Origin of the sequence: Streptomyces sp. YGL11-2, from assembly GCF_050054615.1 — a bacterium.
Classification (GTDB): Bacteria; Actinomycetota; Actinomycetes; order Streptomycetales; family Streptomycetaceae; genus Streptomyces.
The window spans coordinates 95,318-111,749 of record NZ_JBNHIN010000014.1 but is presented as its reverse complement, the minus strand read 5'-3'; the positions used below and the strand labels follow the sequence as shown (position 1 = coordinate 111,749).

Below are 16,432 nucleotides of genomic sequence, written 5' to 3'. Positions count from 1 at the left end.
TCGTCCACACCGGGGGGCGGCGGCGCCGTGGACCTTCGTACGTCCCGCCCGTACGGATCCCCGCCGGGCCTCGATAGCGTCGTGCGATGACCGCTGTCACAGCCACCTACCGCCGGGTGATCGCGCTGGGCGGGCCGCTACTGCCCGTCGTCTCCTTCCTGGGGCGGCTCCCGACCGCCATGTGCCAGCTCGGCAGTCTGCTGCTGGTGGCCGAGACCAGCGGTTCGCTGACCGCCGCGGGCCTGGTCGGCGGTGCGCTGGCGGCGGGTCAGACGGTCGCCGGCCCGCTGATCGGCCGGCTCGCCGACCGGCACGGGCAGCGCCCGGTGGTGCTCGCCGCCTGCTGGGTCAACGCGCTCGCGGTCGCCGCCCTGGTGGCCACCTCCCTCGCCGGTCTCGCGACATTGCCGCTCGCCCTGATCGGCCTGCTGGCCGGGGCGAGCGTGCCGCAGATCGGGCCGCTGGCCCGCACCCGGCTCGTCGCCCTCGCCCACCGGGCGGCGGCCGGCGACCAGGTGGTGGGCGCCGCGCTGTCCCTGGAAGGCACGCTGGACGAGGCGTCCTTCGTGCTCGGCCCGGCGCTGGTGGGCCTGGCCGCGTCGGTCGCCCACCCGGCCGTGGCGCTGGCGCTGGCCGCGGTGCTGCTGGCGGTCTGCGGCTCGGCGTTCGCGCTGCACCCGACGGCGCTCGCGGTGCGGCCGGCGGGCGGCCCGCGGCCCGTGGCCGGCCGGTCCGCGGGGCGCGCCGGGGACCCGCCGCAAGGCCGACCCGCCCGTACGAGGACGCCCCGCGCGGTACACGCCATGCGGCTCTCGACGGCGCTCCAGGGCGCCATGTTCGGCGCCTGCCAGGCCGGCATCACCGCGCTCACCGAGCGCCTCCACCAGCCCGCCCAGGCCGGGCTGGTCTATGCGGCGATGGGCGTGATGAGCGCGGTCGCCGGGATCTCACTGGCCCTGGTGCCGGACCGGATCGGGCTGCCGGCCCGCTGGCGGGCGGCCGCCGTGGCGCTGATCGCGCTCTGCGCGCCGCTGCTGTTCGTACGGTCGCTGGGCGCGCTCTATCTGGTCGTGGTGGTGCTCGGCGTCGCCTTCGCCCCGCACCTGATCACCCTCTTCGGCCTCACCGAACGGCTGGTGCCCGCCACCCGGCTGGCCGAATCGATGGCCTTCCTCACCAGCGCCGTGGTCGGCGGCCAGGCCCTCGCGCTGGCCGTCTCCGGCCGGCTCGCCGACGCCCACGGGCCGTCCGCCGCCTTCGCGGTCGCCGTCGCCGCCGCCGTGCTCATCCTCGTCGTCGCCCTCACCACGCGCCCCGGCGCCCGGCCTGCGCCGCCGGTACGCGGCTCCCGGCCCGCGCGGGAGCCGACCGCGGACGCTCCGGCAGCCTAGGGGGCTGTCCGGTGGGCCGGAGCCGGACAGGCCCCGGCCCGGCCGCCGTCAGGCGGGCCGTTGCAGCACCAGCAGGCTGCGCCCGATGAGCGTCAGCCGGTCGCCCGCCTTGACCTTGGCGCCGGCGCCGTCCGCCGCCGTCCGCGGCCGGTCGGTGTCCACCACGACCTGCCACTGCCGGCCCAGATGCTCCGGCACCGTGAACTCCTTCTCCTGGTCATGGGCGTTGAACATCAGCAGGAACGAGTCGTCGGTGATCGGCTCGCCGCGCGGCCCCGGTTCGGAGATCGAGCTGCCGTTGAGGAAGACCGCCAGCGACTTGGCGTGCACCGACTGCCAGTCGCGCGGCCCCATCTCCGCGCCCGCCGCGGTGAACCAGGCGATGTCGGACAGCTCGTCGTGCGTGCCTTCCATCGGGTGCCCCTGGAAGAAGCGCCGCCGCCGGAAGACGGGATGGTCCCGCCGCAGCCACACCATCCGCCGGACGAACTCCAGCAGTTCCCGCTCCTCGTCCCACTCCTCCGCCCCGTCCGCGCCCTCGGCGCCCTGCGCCGCTGCCGCCCCGTCGGCCCCATCAGCCCCATCGGCCTCGTCGGTTCCGGCCGCGTCGTCACCGGCGCCGGACCCGTGCTCGCCGCCGGCCGCCGCCCGCTCCGGCCAGCGCACCCACGACAGCTCGTTGTCCTGGCAGTACGCGTTGTTGTTGCCGCGCTGGCTGCGCCCGAACTCGTCGCCGTGACTGAGCATCGGCACCCCCTGCGACAGCATCAGCGTGGCCAGGAGGTTCCGCATCTGACGGGCCCGCAGCCGCCGCACCGCGGGGTCGTCGGTCGGCCCCTCCACCCCGCAGTTCCAGGACCGGTTGAAGCGCTCGCCGTCCCGGTTGTCCTCACCGTTGTCCTCGTTGCGCTTGTCGTTGTACGACACCAGGTCGCGCAGGGTGAAGCCGTCGTGGCAGGTGACGAAGTTGACGGAGGCGAGCGGACGCCGCCCGTCCTCCTGATAGAGGTCCGACGAACCGGCCAGCCGGGACCCGAACTCCGCCAGGGTGCGCGGCTCGCCGCGCCACAGGTCCCGCACGGTGTCCCGGTACATCCCGTTCCACTCGGTCCACAGCGGCGGGAAGTTCCCCACCTGGTAGCCGCCCTCCCCGACGTCCCACGGCTCGGCGATCAGCTTCACCTGGCTGACGACCGGGTCCTGGTGCACCAGGTCGAAGAACGACGACAGCCGGTCCACCTCGTGGAACTGCCGGGCCAGCGTCGCCGCCAGATCGAAGCGGAACCCGTCCACCCGCATCTCCTGCACCCAGTAGCGCAGCGAGTCCATCACCAGCTGGAGCACGTGCGGACTGCGCATCAGCAGGGAGTTGCCGGTGCCCGTGGTGTCCATGTAGTACTGCCGGTCCTCCGACAGCCGGTAGTACGAGGCGTTGTCCAGCCCCCTAAACGAGAGCGTCGGCCCCAGATGGCTGCCCTCGGCGGTGTGGTTGTAGACGACGTCGAGGATCACCTCGATGCCGGCCTGGTGCAGCGCCCGTACCGCCGTCTTGAACTCCAGCACCTGCTGCCCGCGGTCCCCCCAGGAGGCGTAGGCGTTGTGCGGGGCGAAGAAGCCGATGGTGTTGTAGCCCCAGTAGTTCGTCAGCCCCGCGTCCACCAGCCGGTGGTCCTGGACGAACTGGTGCACCGGCATCAGCTCCAGGGCCGTGACCCCCAGTTTCGTCAGGTGGTCGATGATCGCCGGATGCGCCAGCGCCGCGTACGTGCCGCGCAGCTCGTCGGGCAGCTCCGGATGCCGCATCGTCAGGCCCTTCACATGGGCCTCGTAGAGCACCGTCTCGTGGTAGGCGGTGCGCGGCGGGCGGTCGTCACCCCAGTCGAAGTACGGATTGACGACCACCGACGCCATGGTGTGCGGCGCCGAGTCGAGGTCGTTGCGGACCTCGGGGCGGCCGAAGTGGTAGCCGTAGACCGCCTCGTCCCAGTCGATCACGCCGCTCATCGCCCGCGCGTACGGGTCGAGCAGCAGCTTGGCGGAATTGCAGCGATGCCCGCGCTCGGGCTCGTAGGGGCCGTGCGCCCGGAAGCCGTAGCGCTGCCCCGGCATCACCCCTGGCAGATACGCGTGCCGTACGAATGCGTCGGACTCGCGCAGCTCGACGGCGGTCTCCGACCCGTCGTCGTGCAGCAGACACAGTTCGATGCGCGTCGCGGCTTCGGAGAACACCGCGAAGTTGGTGCCCGCACCGTCGTAGGTGGCACCCAGCGGATACATCTGTCCCGGCCAGACCTGCATGCGTAGACTCTTCCACTTTCTCCATGGGGCTGCGGCGACTCCACGACACGCGTCCGCGGACCGAATCGGCATCCTTCCGCAACTTGTCGCAACGTGCCGGATACCACAGGCTTTTCGCGAGATATCCGCTGAATGGGGGTACATCCGCAGGTGTGTCGGATCGTCCCCCTCCGGGGAAGCGGTGGGGCGATCCATGGCCGACGGGTGCCCGGCGGACGGTTTTCACGGGGACGCGGGGGAGGAACCGGACAGGCTCCAGGTACACCAAACGCCGCATCTCCGCCATGGACTACAGCAAATGTGCCCACTTCACCAGCGGCAACCTGGCCATTCGCCCTGTCCGCGCCTTTCGCGGGCGTTCCGCGGCCTGGTCAACGGGCGTCCACGGGAACACCCCATCGCGTGTGCGGACCCCGCCCGGGGCCCTGCGCACGGCTATGAATCCGCTCACTCCGGCCGCGCTTTCCGGTCACAACGTGCACTATGAATAAGGGGAGTTGGCAGCCGACTCGATCCATCAGGCTGCACCGCCCCCCGCGCCGCAGTAGTCTGCCTTGATCGTTGGCACGGGGGTTCGGAAGGCGGTGGCAGGTGAGCGGCGGGCTGGAGTTGCCTCCTGGTGACGAGAGTCACGAGGGCCAGGAGGGCGGCTCCGTGGACGCACCGCCCGGCGCGGTTTCCCTGGCGAGACCGCTGGAGATCGGTGCGGAGCTGGACTGGGGGGCCGACGCCTGGAGCGAGGTACGCACCCGCGCCCGCCGGGCCGGACGCGCCTACATCTGGCTGAATCTCGTCGAGCAGCGCCTACGGGCCGTCGTATCGGCCGTACTGCGCCCCATCTACGAGCCGGTGCACGGCGACGAGTGGGTCATCGCCGCCGCCGGGCCCGCGGGCCAGGAATGGGTCCAGCGCGCGGTGGCGGTCCGCGAGGTCAGCCGGCGCAAGGGCTACCTCCTCGACCCCGCCGACGACAACATCGTCAGCTTCCTCACCCTCCCGCAACTCCGCGAACTGATGGTCCAGCACTGGCCCTGCTTCGAGCCCTACGTGGACGACCGGCGCGATGTCGAGCTGGCCCTGGACGAACTGGAGGTCGCCCGCAACATCGTCTCCCGCAACCGCGCGCTGTCGGAGACCGTCCTCGCCCAGGCCGAGCGCGCCTCCGCCCGACTGCTGGACACCCTCGGCTCCGGCGCCGGCACCCGTATTTCCGGGCGGCTGCCCATCGACGCCGTCGAGGACCTCGTGGGCGACCGCTACGCCGACGTCATCGGCGTCCACCCCGACCGGGTCAGGCTCCAGCGCCAGCTCCCCGCGGAGGACCTCTTCGGCGGTGCCCGCCGCCTCGACGCGGTGGGCATAGGTCTCAACCTGCTCGTCCAGAACTACTCCGGCCGCCGGCTGGTCCGGCTCGCCGAGTCCGGCTGCCGCGTGCGGCTGCTCTTCCTCAACCCGGCCAGCAGCGCGGTCCGCCGCCGGGAGCGGGAAATCGGCCTCAAAAAGGGCGAGATGAGCCGCTCCATCGAGATGAACATCCTGCACATGCGGCGGGTGCGCGCCCGGCTGCGCGACCCCGGCGCCTTCGAGATCCAGGTCTTCGACGAGACCCCGCGCTTCACCGCCTACCTCGTCGACGGCGACGGCCCCGACGGGATAGCCGTGGTCCAGCACTACCTCCGCAAGAGCCGCGGTATGGAGTCCCCGGTGCTCGTACTGCGCGGCGGCGCCCGCGAGGTGGTCCGCCAGGACGCCCGCGACGGACGGGACGGCGACCACGGCCTCTTCGAGATCTACCGCGAGGAGTTCGAGAGCGTCTGGGCGGACTCGCGGCCGGTCTCCTGAGGGAGCGGCCGTCCGGGAGCCGCCCCTACGGGGCGATGCCCCGCCGCGGGGTGCCCGCACACGGGCGGCCGGCCGCTTGTCAGTGGTGCGTGCGAGAGTGGTCGGGCAACGGGGGAAGTACCACCGAAGGAGGCCCCATGGGTGAGCGTAGCGAGGCGATCGAGGAGAGGCGCGGGCCGGGCGGACGCGGGACCGGCCGGCGCGGGGTGCCGGCATGAGCTGGCATCAGGGGCCGCTGGCCGGCTTCGACCTGGAGACCACCGGCACCGACATCGAGCGCGACCGCATCGTCACCGCCGCGCTGATCCGGCTGGACGGGGACGGCCGGGCGGCCGGAGCACAGTCCTGGCTGCTCGATCCGGGCGTGCCGATTCCCGACGAAGCCTCGGACATACACGGCATATCGACCGCGTATGTCCGCGAGCACGGCAGCCCGCCCGCGACCGCCGTCGAGGACATCACCGAAGCCCTCGCCGCAGTCCTGCGCGCGGACGTCCCCCTCGTGGTGATGAACGCCCGCTACGACCTCTCGCTCCTGGACCGCGAATGCCGCCGCCACGGTGTGCCGACCCTGACCGAGCGGCTGGGCCACGGCCCGACCCCGGTCATCGACCCCCTGGTCCTGGACAAGCACGTGGACCGCTACCGCAAGGGCAAGCGCGCCCTCCAGGCACTCTGCGGGCATTACGGCGTGCGGCTGGACGGCGCCCATGAGGCGGGCGCCGACGCGGCGGCGGCTGCCGGGGTCGCCCGCCGCATCGGTGCGAAGTACCCGGCCGTCGCCCTGCCCTCGCCGCGCGCCCTGCATGCCCTCCAGGAGGAGGCCGCAGCCGAGCAGGCCGCCTCGTTCCAGGCGTACTTGCGCCGCACCGGCGACCCGAAGGCCATAGTCGAGGCGGCCTGGCCGCTGATCCCGTACCAGCGCTGAGCCGCGGCGGCTCCAGCCCCACCGGTTCGCCCCGGCAGGGCGCCCGGCGGATCAGCGCTCAGAACGGATACCACCGCACCGTCGTGTCCTTCTCGCGCAGGGAGGCGATCCGGCGCCGGAACTCCTTGAGCGCGGCCGGGTTTCCGGGCGCGTGCTGGGAGACCCAGGCGCAGCTGGCCGTCTCCCGGGACCCGCGCAGCACCGCGCAGCCCGCCCAGTCCCGGACGTCCCAGCCGTAGGCGGACACGAAGGCGCCGTAGGCGTCCGCGCCCAGGCCGTAGCGGTCCCGGCTCAGCGCCATCACCACGAGGTCGTGTTCGCGCAGGTCGTAGGAGAAGGTCTCCAGGTCGACCAGTACCGGGCCGTCGGGCCCGACATGGACGTTGCGGGGCAGCGCGTCACCGTGGATCGGCCCGCGTGGCAGATGCGGCTCCAGCGCCGACGCGGCCGCCGCGAACGCATCCCGCCGCCCGCGCAGATACTCCGCATCGGACGCGGAGACGGCATCGCCGGCCAGCCGCAGCCAGCGCTCCACACCGTCCAGCAACTCCCGCCGGGGGAGCGCGAAGGGCGGATCCGGCAGCGCGTGGACGCGCTGCAGCAGTGCGGCGAGATCGTCCGGTCCGGCGGGCCGGACGGCCTCCGGAAGCCGCCGCCAGTAGGTCACCGGATGGCCCTCGACGAGCGCGGCCACCGGCTCCGCGGCCCGTACGGCCGGCACGTCCTCGTCCGCCAGCCACCGGGCCACGCGCAGTTCCCGCTCGGCGCGCTCCAGCAGTTCGGCGCTGCGGCCCACCCGTACGACCGGACCGCGCTCGCCGAGGGCGAAGACGGCGTTCTCGCCCAGTGAGAGCAGCGGGGCGTCCGCCGCCGCTTCGGGGTGCCCGGCCGCGGCCAGCACCTCCCGGGCGCGCGCCTCCGTGAAGGCGGCGGGGCTGGGTCGGGTCATCGGGGTGCCTCCTGCGGTGCGTACTCGCGACCAGTGTCGCAGGTGCCCCCGACCGAGCCGGAGGGCCCCAGGGCGCGCGCCGTCCGGCCGCCCCCCCGGTAGGCCGCGGGCGCGAGCGGCACGGCGGCAGCGGCGAACGGGGCGGGAAGGAGGGGCAGTTGACGCTCCTTCCCGCCCCGGCACTGTCAGTACATCCCCATTGAACGATACGCATCGTCTCGCATGGCGTGCGGGGCATGCCGCACCACCCCTCGCACATCGCCATGTTCAGCATCGCGGCCCACGGCCACGTCAGGCCCAACCTCGGCGTCACCGCGAACTCGTCGACCGCGGCCACCGCAGCCACCGCGGCCACCGCGTCACCTACGCCGTCCCGCCCGCCTTCGCCGACCTCGCCGCCGCCACCGGAGCCGAACCCCGGTGGTCATGCAGACCGGGAAGTCCACCGAACCCTCCCAACTCGGCGAGATCCCGGACGACTTCGCGGTGAGCGACTGGATTCCACAGCCGCGGTCCTGCGCCGGGCGGACGCCTTCGTCACCCACGCCGGGATGGGTGACAGCCAGGAGGGACTGGAGAGCGGCAGCCGGTGGGCGGCGGACATGATCGATGCCCAACTCCCTTACTGATTCAGCCCGATGGCCGGATCGCGTGGAACGCGTGCCTGCCACAAGGGGACGGTTGACGGAGCAAACAACTCGTCAGATGTCCCCCTTCATTTCGTCAACGTAAACGCAGTGAGTCGGGTGCCGCCAACTCACCTGCAGTTTTCGCTAGTTCTGCGGGCTTTTGCATTTTTTGCAGGGTTGTTGCCTATCTCACACGGCTCGGTGGCCCTTGAATTGACCTCGTCAATCCGACAGGGTTTCGAACCAGTCCGAAGGAGATCTTCCGGTCCCTCCGGGCTGTTACGCAACGCTTCCCCCCACACCACGAACGAGGAGAACCCTCGCAATGGCTCATAAGCGTTCCAGCAAGAAGCGGCTCGTCACGGCGATATCCGCCGCGGTGGCCGCCACTGGTATCGCCGCTGTCACCGCGGTCACCGCCGGTGCGTCGCCCGCCGCCGAGGGCAAGGTCTACGGCGCCGAGGCCAAGGGCGCCGTCAAGGGCAGCTACATCGTCATGCTGAAGAAGTCCGTACACGCCACCGAGAGCGGCGACTTGGCCGCCAAGTACGGCGGCAAGGTCAAGCGGACCTTCACCTCCGCCATCAACGGCTTCTCGGCCAACGGCCTGTCCGACGAGGACGCCAAGCACCTCGCCGCCGACCCGGCCGTCGACAAGGTCGTGCAGAACCACACGTTCCACATCGACGGCACCCAGGAGAACCCGCCGTCGTGGGGCCTGGACCGCATCGACCAGACGGACACCAAGGGCGACGGCAAGTACACCTACCCGGACAGCGCGGGCGAGGGCGTTACCGCCTACGTCATCGACACCGGTATCCACATCAGCCACAAGGACTTCGGCGGTCGCGCGTCGTACGGCTTCAACGCCATCGACAAGAGCGACAAGGCCGAGGACGACAACGGCCACGGCACCCATGTCTCCGGCACCATCGCCGGTACCGCCTACGGTGTCGCCAAGAAGGCCAAGCTGGTCGCCGTCAAGGTCCTGGACGGCCAGGGCTCCGGCAGCACCGAGCAGGTCGTGGCGGGCATCGACTGGGTCGCCAAGAACCACAAGGGCCCCTCGGTCGCCAACATGTCGCTCGGCGGCGGCGCGGACGAGGCGCTCGACGCGGCAGTGAAGAAGGCCATCGACTCCGGCGTCACCTTCGCCGTGGCGGCCGGCAACGAGTCCACCGACGCGGGCCAGAGCTCCCCGGCACGCGTCAAGGAGGCCATCACGGTGGCCTCCAGCACCAAGGACGACCAGCAGTCCGACTTCTCCAACTACGGCAGCGTCGTCAAGCTCTACGCTCCGGGTACCGACATCACCTCGGACTGGAACAACAGCGACGACGCCACCAAGACCATCTCGGGTACGTCCATGGCGACCCCGCACGTCACCGGTGCCGCCGCGATCTACCTGGCCGGCCACAAGGACGCCAAGCCGGCGGACGTGGAGAAGGCACTGACCGACGGTGCCACCCCGGACAAGATCAGCAACCCGGGCCAGGGCACGCCCAACAAGCTGCTGAAGATCGTGGAGTAATCGACACGATCGCTCAGCACCGCACGCCGGCCGTCGCGCTCGCCCCCACGGGGCGCGGCGGCCGGCGTTGTTGTGCGACGAGCCGGCAATTCACCTTCCCCTGCGTGGAGTTATCCACAGGAGGCTTCCTCCGGAACCGGCGGCGGGGTGCTGCGACTACCGTCAGTGACATGCACGGAGGACTGCCGTTCATCGGCATCAGCACCATCATCTACGGCGTCATCGGAATCGTCTGCGTCGTGGTCAGCGCAATCCGCAGGACAGGGGGAAGCTCATCATGCACACCGTCACCGTCATCGTTCCCGCCCACAACGAAGAAGAGGGCCTTCCGGACACGCTGGAATCCCTCGCGCGGCAAACCGTCCCGCCCGACCGGATCCTGGTCGTGGACGACGGCTCCACGGACCGCACCGGAGAAGTCGCCGCATCGCACGGAGTGACCGTTCTCCGCCCACCGGACCGGCTCGGCAGCAAGGCCAGGGCGCAGAACCACGCTCTGCCGCACTGCACCACCGACCTCGTCCTGGCCGTCGACGCGGACACCGTCCTCGCCCCGGACTACCTCGCCCGCGTCGTCCCGGTCTTCGACGACCCCGCCGTCGCGGTCGCGGCGGGCACCGTCCGCACCCGCCACACCCGCACCGTGTGGGAGCGCGGGCGCTCCACGGAGTATCTGTTCGGGTTCCACTGGCAGCGGCCCATCCAGGCCCGCGCCAACAGCCCCATGGTGTGCTCGGGTTGCTGCTCGGTGTTCCGCCGCGACGCGCTGACCGCCTTCGGCGGCTTCCCCGAGCGGACCATCGTCGAGGACATGGACTTCACCTGGTCCCAGCAGATCGCCGGCCGACGCGCGGTCTACGTCTCCGACGCGGTCGCCCTGGCCGCCGATCCCGAGGACCTCACCTATCTGCGGAAACAGGTCTGGCGCTGGATGGCCGGCTTCTGCCAGAACGTCCGCCTGCACCTCGGGCAGCTGATCCTGCGCAAACCCCTGCTGGCGCTCTGGGTACTGCTCGCCCTGTTCGAGATCCTCACCGCGCCCCTCTGGTTGGCCACCCCGTTCCTGATCGCCGCGACCGGCGGTGCGTCGGCCCTGCCCGCCTTCGCCTGGTGGGCCGGTGCCGATCTGCTCCTGACCGCACCACCGCTGGTCTATGCCGCCCGCCGCCGCGGACTCCCGCTGGCCGGCGTGCTGCTGAACATCCCCTGCGTCTACGCCACCAAAGCGGTCAACCTCGTCTACGCCTGGAAGGCCCTCGTCGTGGAACTGGTCCTGGTGCCCCTACATCTCGCCCGCGGCCTGACGGTCTACGAGAAGGGGCGTGCCGACACCCCACGGGGAGGGGCGGCGGCCGTGGCGGTATGAGGCATCGGCGCCGCGGCCGGCACCGCGGTGGACACCGAACGGGGGACCGGCCGCGGCGGGTTGAGCACCCGGCGCCGCGGCGGCCGGCCCCGCCGGGTCGCCCTCAGGCGGCCAGCGGTGCCGAGTCGCCGCGGGTGCCCGCGCGGACGGCTTGGTCGTAGCGGCGTAGGAGGAGCCGGGCTAGTTCGGGGGCGGGGCCGAGGACCGGAGGACTCCTTGAGGGACTCCTCACGGAGAGCATTACCCGGAGGAAATCCCTGGTCAGGGAGGGTTGGTAAGTGAGTGTGAGGCGCTGACAACCCTCCTTCCTCTCCTCTTCCTTGGTCTGGATTGGTGGTTGTGTGGGCTTGGTGGTTGTGTGGGGTGGGGAGCCGGCTCGTGTGTCGGCTTGGAGTGGGTCGCTGGGCGCTATGCCTGGGTGTTGGCTCGACGGGGGTGCCGGCGGGCTTTGGCGGTGCTGGTTGCGTTGTGTCGTGTGCCCCCGCGCGGGGCTCCGCCCAAGTCGGGGCGGTCAGCGCAGTGTCCGGCGAGCGCCTGTGTTTCTGCGCTCGCACCGCCGTGTGCGCGGGGGCACGCTGCTTCATGCAGCCCGCCGGTTCGGTGTCGGCTGGGCGGCTCGCGGGATGCTGTCCCGGTGCCGCTGCTGACCATTGGGGGTGCCTGTCGTGTGCCGCTGCCGCGTCCCGGCTCGGGACGGCGATCGCGTCACGGAAGCCGGTGCGCTGCCAGATCCAGGATCCGAGGTCAGGCTCTGCACCTCGTTCAGCCCTGCCGTACATCCCTTCCTCGCAGCGTCGCGTAAGCCACCGCCAGTGCCATGGCCACCCACAGTGTCAGGACGCCGAAGCCGGGCCAGGGGCCGAGGGGGCCGGGCGCGGGATGGACCTCGGTGATTCTGGAGCCGGCAGCGTCCGGGAGGTAGGCGGCGAACCGGGAGGTGGCGGGGAGGGCGCCGAGGAGGGGGGAGATGAGGAAGAAGAAGGGGATGAGGATGCCCAGGGCGAGGACCGATGTGCGCAGGGCCATGGTGATACCCAGGGCGAAGAGGGCGAGCCACGCCATGTAGAGGCCGCCGCCGAGGACGGCGCGGAGGACGCCGGGGTCACCGAGGGAGGCGGCAAGGCTGCCGAGGGTCGCCTGGCCGATGAGGAAAGCCGTGAACGAGGTGAGGCAGCCGGTCAGGAGGGCGACGGTGCCGACGATCGCGGCCTTGCAGGTGAGCAGCAGGCCGCGCTGAGGCACTGCTTGGAAGGATGCGGTCAGCATGCCGGTGGCGAACTCGCCCGAGGCAGCGAGAACCCCGAAGAGGATTATGGCGAGTTGGCCCAGGACCATGCCGGACAGACTGGTCGCGGTGGGATCGAGTGTCGCGCGGTCGGCGGCCGTCATCTCGTGGGCGGCGTAGCGGGTGAGGAGGCAGAGGAGGGTGCCGGTGACGACGGTGACGACCGTGGTGGACGCCAGTGTCCAGGCCGTGGAACGGACTGTGCGGAGTTTGGTGAACTCGGAGAGCAGGACGGCGCGGAGGAGGGAGGTGCCGTCGGGCACGGCGGTGAGGGGGCGGGTCATGGCTCATGCTCCCTGGTGAGGGGGGACGACTGGGACGCCGGTGAGGGCGGTGCGGTATTCGGTGTCGCCCGCGACGACGCCGAGGTACGCCTCCTCCAGCGAGGCATGTTCCGGCCGTAGTTCGTGTAGGGCCAGGCCCGCTGAGGCGGCCAGGTCGCCCACAGCTGCGGGCTCGGTGTCGTATGCCTGGAGGCTGTGCTCGTCGTCCCCTGGCGAAAGGACGTGGTTGATGCCGGCGCCGTCCAGCAGCGTGGCGAGGCGGTCCCGGTGCGGGGTGCGGACGCGGACGATCCGGCGGGCGTGGCCGGCGACGAATTCCCTGACCGTGGTGTCGGCGAGGAGGCGGCCGCGGCCGATGACGATGAGGCGGTCGGCGGTCAGCGCCATCTCGCTCATGTGGTGGCTGGAGACCAGTACCGTACGTCCCTCGGCGGCCAGGCCGCGCATGAGATCGCGCACCCATCGGATGCCCTCGGGGTCAAGGCCGTTGACCGGTTCGTCCAGGAGCAGGACGGCGGGATCCCCGAGGAGGGCCGCTGCGATACCGAGCCGCTGACGCATACCGAGGGAGAAGCCCTTGACCCGCCTTCCCGCGACCTCGTAGAGGCCGACTTGGGCCAGTACCTCGTCGACCCGGCGGGTGGGGATCCGGTTGCTCTGAGCCAGGACGCGCAGATGGCCGCGCGCGGACCGGCCGCTGTGCATGGCGCGGGCGTCGAGCAGCGCCCCGACCTCGTTCAGCGGGTATCGGATCTCGGGGTACGGCCGCCCGAGGACGGTGGCCCGGCCCGCGGTGGGGCGGTCGAGCCCGAGCACCATCCGCATGGTGGTGGATTTGCCCGCGCCGTTGGGGCCGAGGAAGCCGGTGACCGCGCCCGGCTCGACGCGGAAGGTGAGGGCGTCCACCGCGGTCCGGCCGCCGTAGTGCTTGGTCAGCTCTTGGATGTCGATCACTGGGAGTCCTGGGCGGTCTGGGTGGAGTCCTCGGGGAGTGGGGCCGTGCGCGGGTCCGGGGCTGGGCCGTCCGCGGCGAGGTCGGGCGCTGAGCCCCCCTCCACGAGCAGTCCTTCCTTCAGGCGCAGTGTGCGGTCGACGAGTCCGTGGAGTCCGTGGTGTCCGTGGCTGACCGCGAGCACCGTGCGGCCGTCGTGCTTCCACTCGGTCAGTAGGGCGGTGAGTTCGCGCACGGCTGCGTGGTCCAAGCCGTTGAACGGCTCGTCGAGCAGGATCATTCGCGGGTTGTGCAGTGTGGCCACGGCTATCCCGACCTTTTTTCGGGTGCCCAGGGAGAGTTCGCGGATGAGGTGCCCGGTCCACTGGTCCGCACCGAACCGTTCCAGTGTCCCCAGAGCCCCGGTCGTTGGCACTCCCCACAGGCGGGCGGTGAAGGCCAGTTGTTCGTGCACGCTGAGGTAGTCGTAGAGCGGGGGTTCGTCCTGGACGTAGCCCCGCAGGGCTTTCGCCTCGGGCGCCTCCGGGGGGTGGCCGCCGATGCGTATCTCGCCGCCGCTGGGTTTGTGGAGCCCGGCGGCGACTCGGAGCAGGGTGCTCTTGCCGGAACCGTTCTCACCTACGAGGTGGACGAACTCGCCCGCCGTCAACTCGGCGTCGATACCGCGGAGTACGGCGTGTTCGCCATGGCCTGCGGACAGTCCGCGCATCGTGATCAACGGGGTGCCGCCTTTCGGTCGACGGGGGTTGCGGAGGGGAAGCGGGAGGAAGGGCGACGGGCAAGGAGCACCGCGGCGGCCGACAGCAGGGCCAGGCACGTCACCAGGGGAGGGAGCGCGCGGAGCAGTGGCTCATCGCCCGGCAGCAGCGGGATCAGCGCGACGGTGGGGAGCATGACGGCACCGGTCAAGGTCGCCTGGAGGACCCCCGCGGCAGGGGAGCGGGTGATGCGGCCCTGGCCGCTGTGCTCGGCGGGCGGCATCACGGTGGATGTGGCCACGGCGGCCGCTCCGACCGCGCAGGCGGCGGCGGGAGCGGTGAGGAGAAGCGGGACGAGGTCGGGCCCGGTCCCACCGGTGAGCAGGGCCCAGCCCACGGCCCCCGGTGCGACGCAGCCCGCGACGACGACGGCGAAGGACACCGCCTTGCAGCTCCTCAACTGGCCGGTGGACAGTGGGGATTGAAGGAGAGCGTCCCATGCCTTCCGCTCTGCCTCGACCCCGGCGACCTGCACCGCCTCGTCGGCCACCAGCAGCACGCCGCCCACCAGTGCCCCCACCGCGGTGGCGGTGGGGATGGCCAGCGGACCGCCCCCGGTGCCCAGCGCATGGCCGGCTCCCGTTCCGAGTAGCGCGATCCCGCCCAGCAGACAGCGCCGCAGCCCGATGGTGGCGGCTGCGGGTCCGCGCAGTGCTGCCCTCAGGTCCTTGGCCAGGAACACCATGAGCACGGACCTTTGGTGCAGCCGGTCCCACCGGTGCGTCTGCCTGGCCGTGCGCCCGGTGCGCGGCATCGCGGCAGGGGGAGCCCCGCCGACCCGCAGGACGCGGGTGAGGGCGGCCCGCCGCAGCAGGATGAGCGCGACGGCGACGGGCGGCAGCGCCGTCGCGGCGGCAACGGCCGCGATGCGGTACGTGCCGCCGCCCACCGTGGTGTCCCACCAGCCTGGCCGTACGGCGTTGAGGGCCTGGCCGGCGAGGCGGGGCAGTGCCTGGGCCAACGGGCCCTGTGCCCGCATCCCTTCGGTGAACGGGGCGATCGCGATCCCCACGGCGACCCCGCCGCCCCCGGCCAGCAGCAGGGTTCGCAGTCGGGCGGCGCCGTCCCGGGCGAGCGCCAGCAGTCCGGTCAGCGCCAGCCGTAGGGCCAGGCTGACAAGCAGCAGTCCCGCGACGAGCGTGAGTGCCGCGGGGAGGAGCCGGCTGCCGGCAGGTGACCCGCTCAGCCAGGCGGTGAGGAACGTACCGGCCGTCACGGCGACCCCGCCGGCCGCCAGCAGGGCGGGCCCCACCGCGCGCACGAACAGCAGGTCCCCGGGCGTGATGGGGAGGGACAGCAGCACCTCCCGGTCCGGCGGGTCCACGACGAGCCGGATCTCGTTCGGCCGGACGCCGGCGATCATGGAGGCGACCACGAGTACCGCGGGCAGCCAGGCGTAGCGCGCCAAGCCGCCCGGGTCGGCGGAGGTGACGGGGAGGGTGTGCGCGGCGAGCAGCCCCGCGCCGACTGCCAGGGCGAGCGCTGCGGCTGCCCCCAGGACGAAGCAGACGGCAGTGGCGATCTGCGCCCACTGCGGGGTGGCCCGCCCCTGAAGCAGGTTGAGCTTGCGTCGTCCGTCGGCGAGCACCAGCGCGAACGCCGCGCGGGCGTGGCGGCCGGGCGTCCGGGACCGCCGCGCCCCCGTCACGGGGCGCTGTGGCGCCGCGGTACGGCGCGTCATCCTGGCCGCCCCGGCAGCACCGTCGCGGCTACCGAGCACACCAGCGTGACGAAGAACAGCGCCGCCAGCACCTGCAACGCAGCGGTCCCCGGGAACAGGAAACCGCTCGCCGCCAGCGCCGGTCCCACCATGCCGCTGACGCCGATGAGCAGGAACTGCCCCACGCGCAGCACCAGCGCGATGGCGGTCAGCACCACCAGGAGCACCGGAAAGCCCCACCAGGCCCACTGGAGCATGTCCTGCGCTTCGGCGACGAATGTCCGGTTGGTGTCGGAGAGGCGCGGTGAACCAGCCACCGCGGCTTGTACCTCGTCCCGGTTCAGGGTGTAGAGCGTCGCCCGGCACCAGGCGAGCGCGGTGGTGAGCAGAACTGTGAACGTGGCGAATCGCCGCCAGCGCGCGGAACCGGCGGAGGTCCGGGAAGTGTGGGGAACGGTCATGGGTGGGGGGACGCTTTCTCGTGCAGGCGGGCTCGGATGGTGACGTCGTGGGGCTTACAACACGGCGAAGAGCAGTCCGAGCAGGGCGGCGGGCGCGG

12 protein-coding genes and 1 pseudogene are annotated in these 16,432 nt (G+C 71.8%); 6 read left to right on the top strand and 7 right to left on the bottom strand.

All coding sequences use genetic code 11. The features are described from left to right. The first annotated feature begins 86 nt into the window (after window positions 1–86). On the top strand, window positions 87–1,391 hold the full coding sequence (locus ACO1BR_RS18235; protein WP_426796114.1) for an MFS transporter: 1,305 nt from the start codon (window positions 87–89) through the stop codon (window positions 1,389–1,391). A gap of 48 nt (window positions 1,392–1,439) precedes the next feature. Here ACO1BR_RS18235 and glgX read toward each other — a convergent pair whose 3' ends face one another. Then, the gene (glgX, locus tag ACO1BR_RS18230; protein ID WP_426796113.1) at window positions 1,440–3,689 is read right to left on the bottom strand and encodes a glycogen debranching protein GlgX; all 2,250 of its coding nucleotides are present in this window, start codon (window positions 3,687–3,689) and stop codon (window positions 1,440–1,442) included. A gap of 591 nt (window positions 3,690–4,280) precedes the next feature. Between glgX and ACO1BR_RS18225 the strand changes: the two genes are divergently transcribed. Continuing rightward, the gene (locus ACO1BR_RS18225) at window positions 4,281–5,531 is read left to right on the top strand and encodes an SAV2148 family HEPN domain-containing protein (RefSeq protein ID WP_426796112.1); all 1,251 of its coding nucleotides are present in this window, start codon (window positions 4,281–4,283) and stop codon (window positions 5,529–5,531) included. Window positions 5,532–5,745: 214 nt separating this feature from the next. Then, window positions 5,746–6,459, top strand: a complete 714-nt coding sequence (locus ACO1BR_RS18220; protein WP_426796111.1) for an exonuclease domain-containing protein — start codon at window positions 5,746–5,748, stop codon at window positions 6,457–6,459. Window positions 6,460–6,517: 58 nt separating this feature from the next. Here the strand turns inward: ACO1BR_RS18220 and ACO1BR_RS18215 are convergent, their stop codons facing one another. Then, the gene (locus ACO1BR_RS18215) at window positions 6,518–7,408 is read right to left on the bottom strand and encodes an aminoglycoside phosphotransferase family protein (protein WP_426796110.1); all 891 of its coding nucleotides are present in this window, start codon (window positions 7,406–7,408) and stop codon (window positions 6,518–6,520) included. Window positions 7,409–7,607: 199 nt separating this feature from the next. On the opposite strand from ACO1BR_RS18215, the pseudogene ACO1BR_RS18210 reads away from it, so the two are divergent. From ACO1BR_RS18210 to ACO1BR_RS18200, 3 genes and pseudogenes are all read left to right on the top strand, one after another. Next, window positions 7,608–7,862, top strand: a pseudogene (locus tag ACO1BR_RS18210) (macrolide-inactivating glycosyltransferase); the annotation flags it as partial. A 500-nt stretch (window positions 7,863–8,362) separates the two neighbouring features. Then, on the top strand, window positions 8,363–9,568 hold the full coding sequence (locus ACO1BR_RS18205) for a S8 family serine peptidase (protein ID WP_426796109.1): 1,206 nt from the start codon (window positions 8,363–8,365) through the stop codon (window positions 9,566–9,568). A gap of 277 nt (window positions 9,569–9,845) precedes the next feature. Further along, window positions 9,846–10,934: a glycosyltransferase family 2 protein gene (locus ACO1BR_RS18200; protein ID WP_426796108.1), complete on the top strand. Its 1,089-nt coding sequence runs from the start codon at window positions 9,846–9,848 to the stop codon at window positions 10,932–10,934. A gap of 762 nt (window positions 10,935–11,696) precedes the next feature. On the opposite strand, the gene ACO1BR_RS18195 is transcribed toward ACO1BR_RS18200, so the two are convergent. Genes ACO1BR_RS18195 through ACO1BR_RS18175 form a run of 5 tightly spaced genes read right to left on the bottom strand, consistent with a single transcriptional unit; the run spans window position 11,697 to window position 16,334 of the window. Continuing rightward, window positions 11,697–12,503, bottom strand: coding sequence for an ABC transporter permease (locus ACO1BR_RS18195; protein ID WP_426796107.1), 807 nt, complete (start codon window positions 12,501–12,503; stop codon window positions 11,697–11,699). 3 nt (window positions 12,504–12,506) lie between these two features. After that, complete coding sequence (locus ACO1BR_RS18190) at window positions 12,507–13,457, bottom strand: ABC transporter ATP-binding protein (protein ID WP_426796106.1); 951 nt, start codon at window positions 13,455–13,457, stop codon at window positions 12,507–12,509. Continuing rightward, window positions 13,454–14,164 (bottom strand): ATP-binding cassette domain-containing protein, encoded by a 711-nt coding sequence (locus ACO1BR_RS18185; protein ID WP_426796171.1) that lies wholly within the window; start codon window positions 14,162–14,164, stop codon window positions 13,454–13,456. Before ACO1BR_RS18185 ends, ACO1BR_RS18190 begins: the two co-directional genes overlap by 4 nt. 5 nt (window positions 14,165–14,169) lie before the next feature. Then, the gene (locus ACO1BR_RS18180) at window positions 14,170–15,894 is read right to left on the bottom strand and encodes a hypothetical protein (RefSeq protein WP_426796105.1); all 1,725 of its coding nucleotides are present in this window, start codon (window positions 15,892–15,894) and stop codon (window positions 14,170–14,172) included. Next, entirely contained in the window at window positions 15,891–16,334 is a 444-nt protein-coding gene (locus ACO1BR_RS18175) for a hypothetical protein (RefSeq protein ID WP_426796104.1), read from the bottom strand. The genes ACO1BR_RS18180 and ACO1BR_RS18175 overlap by 4 nt, the downstream gene beginning before the upstream one ends. Window positions 16,335–16,432 lie beyond the last annotated feature (98 nt).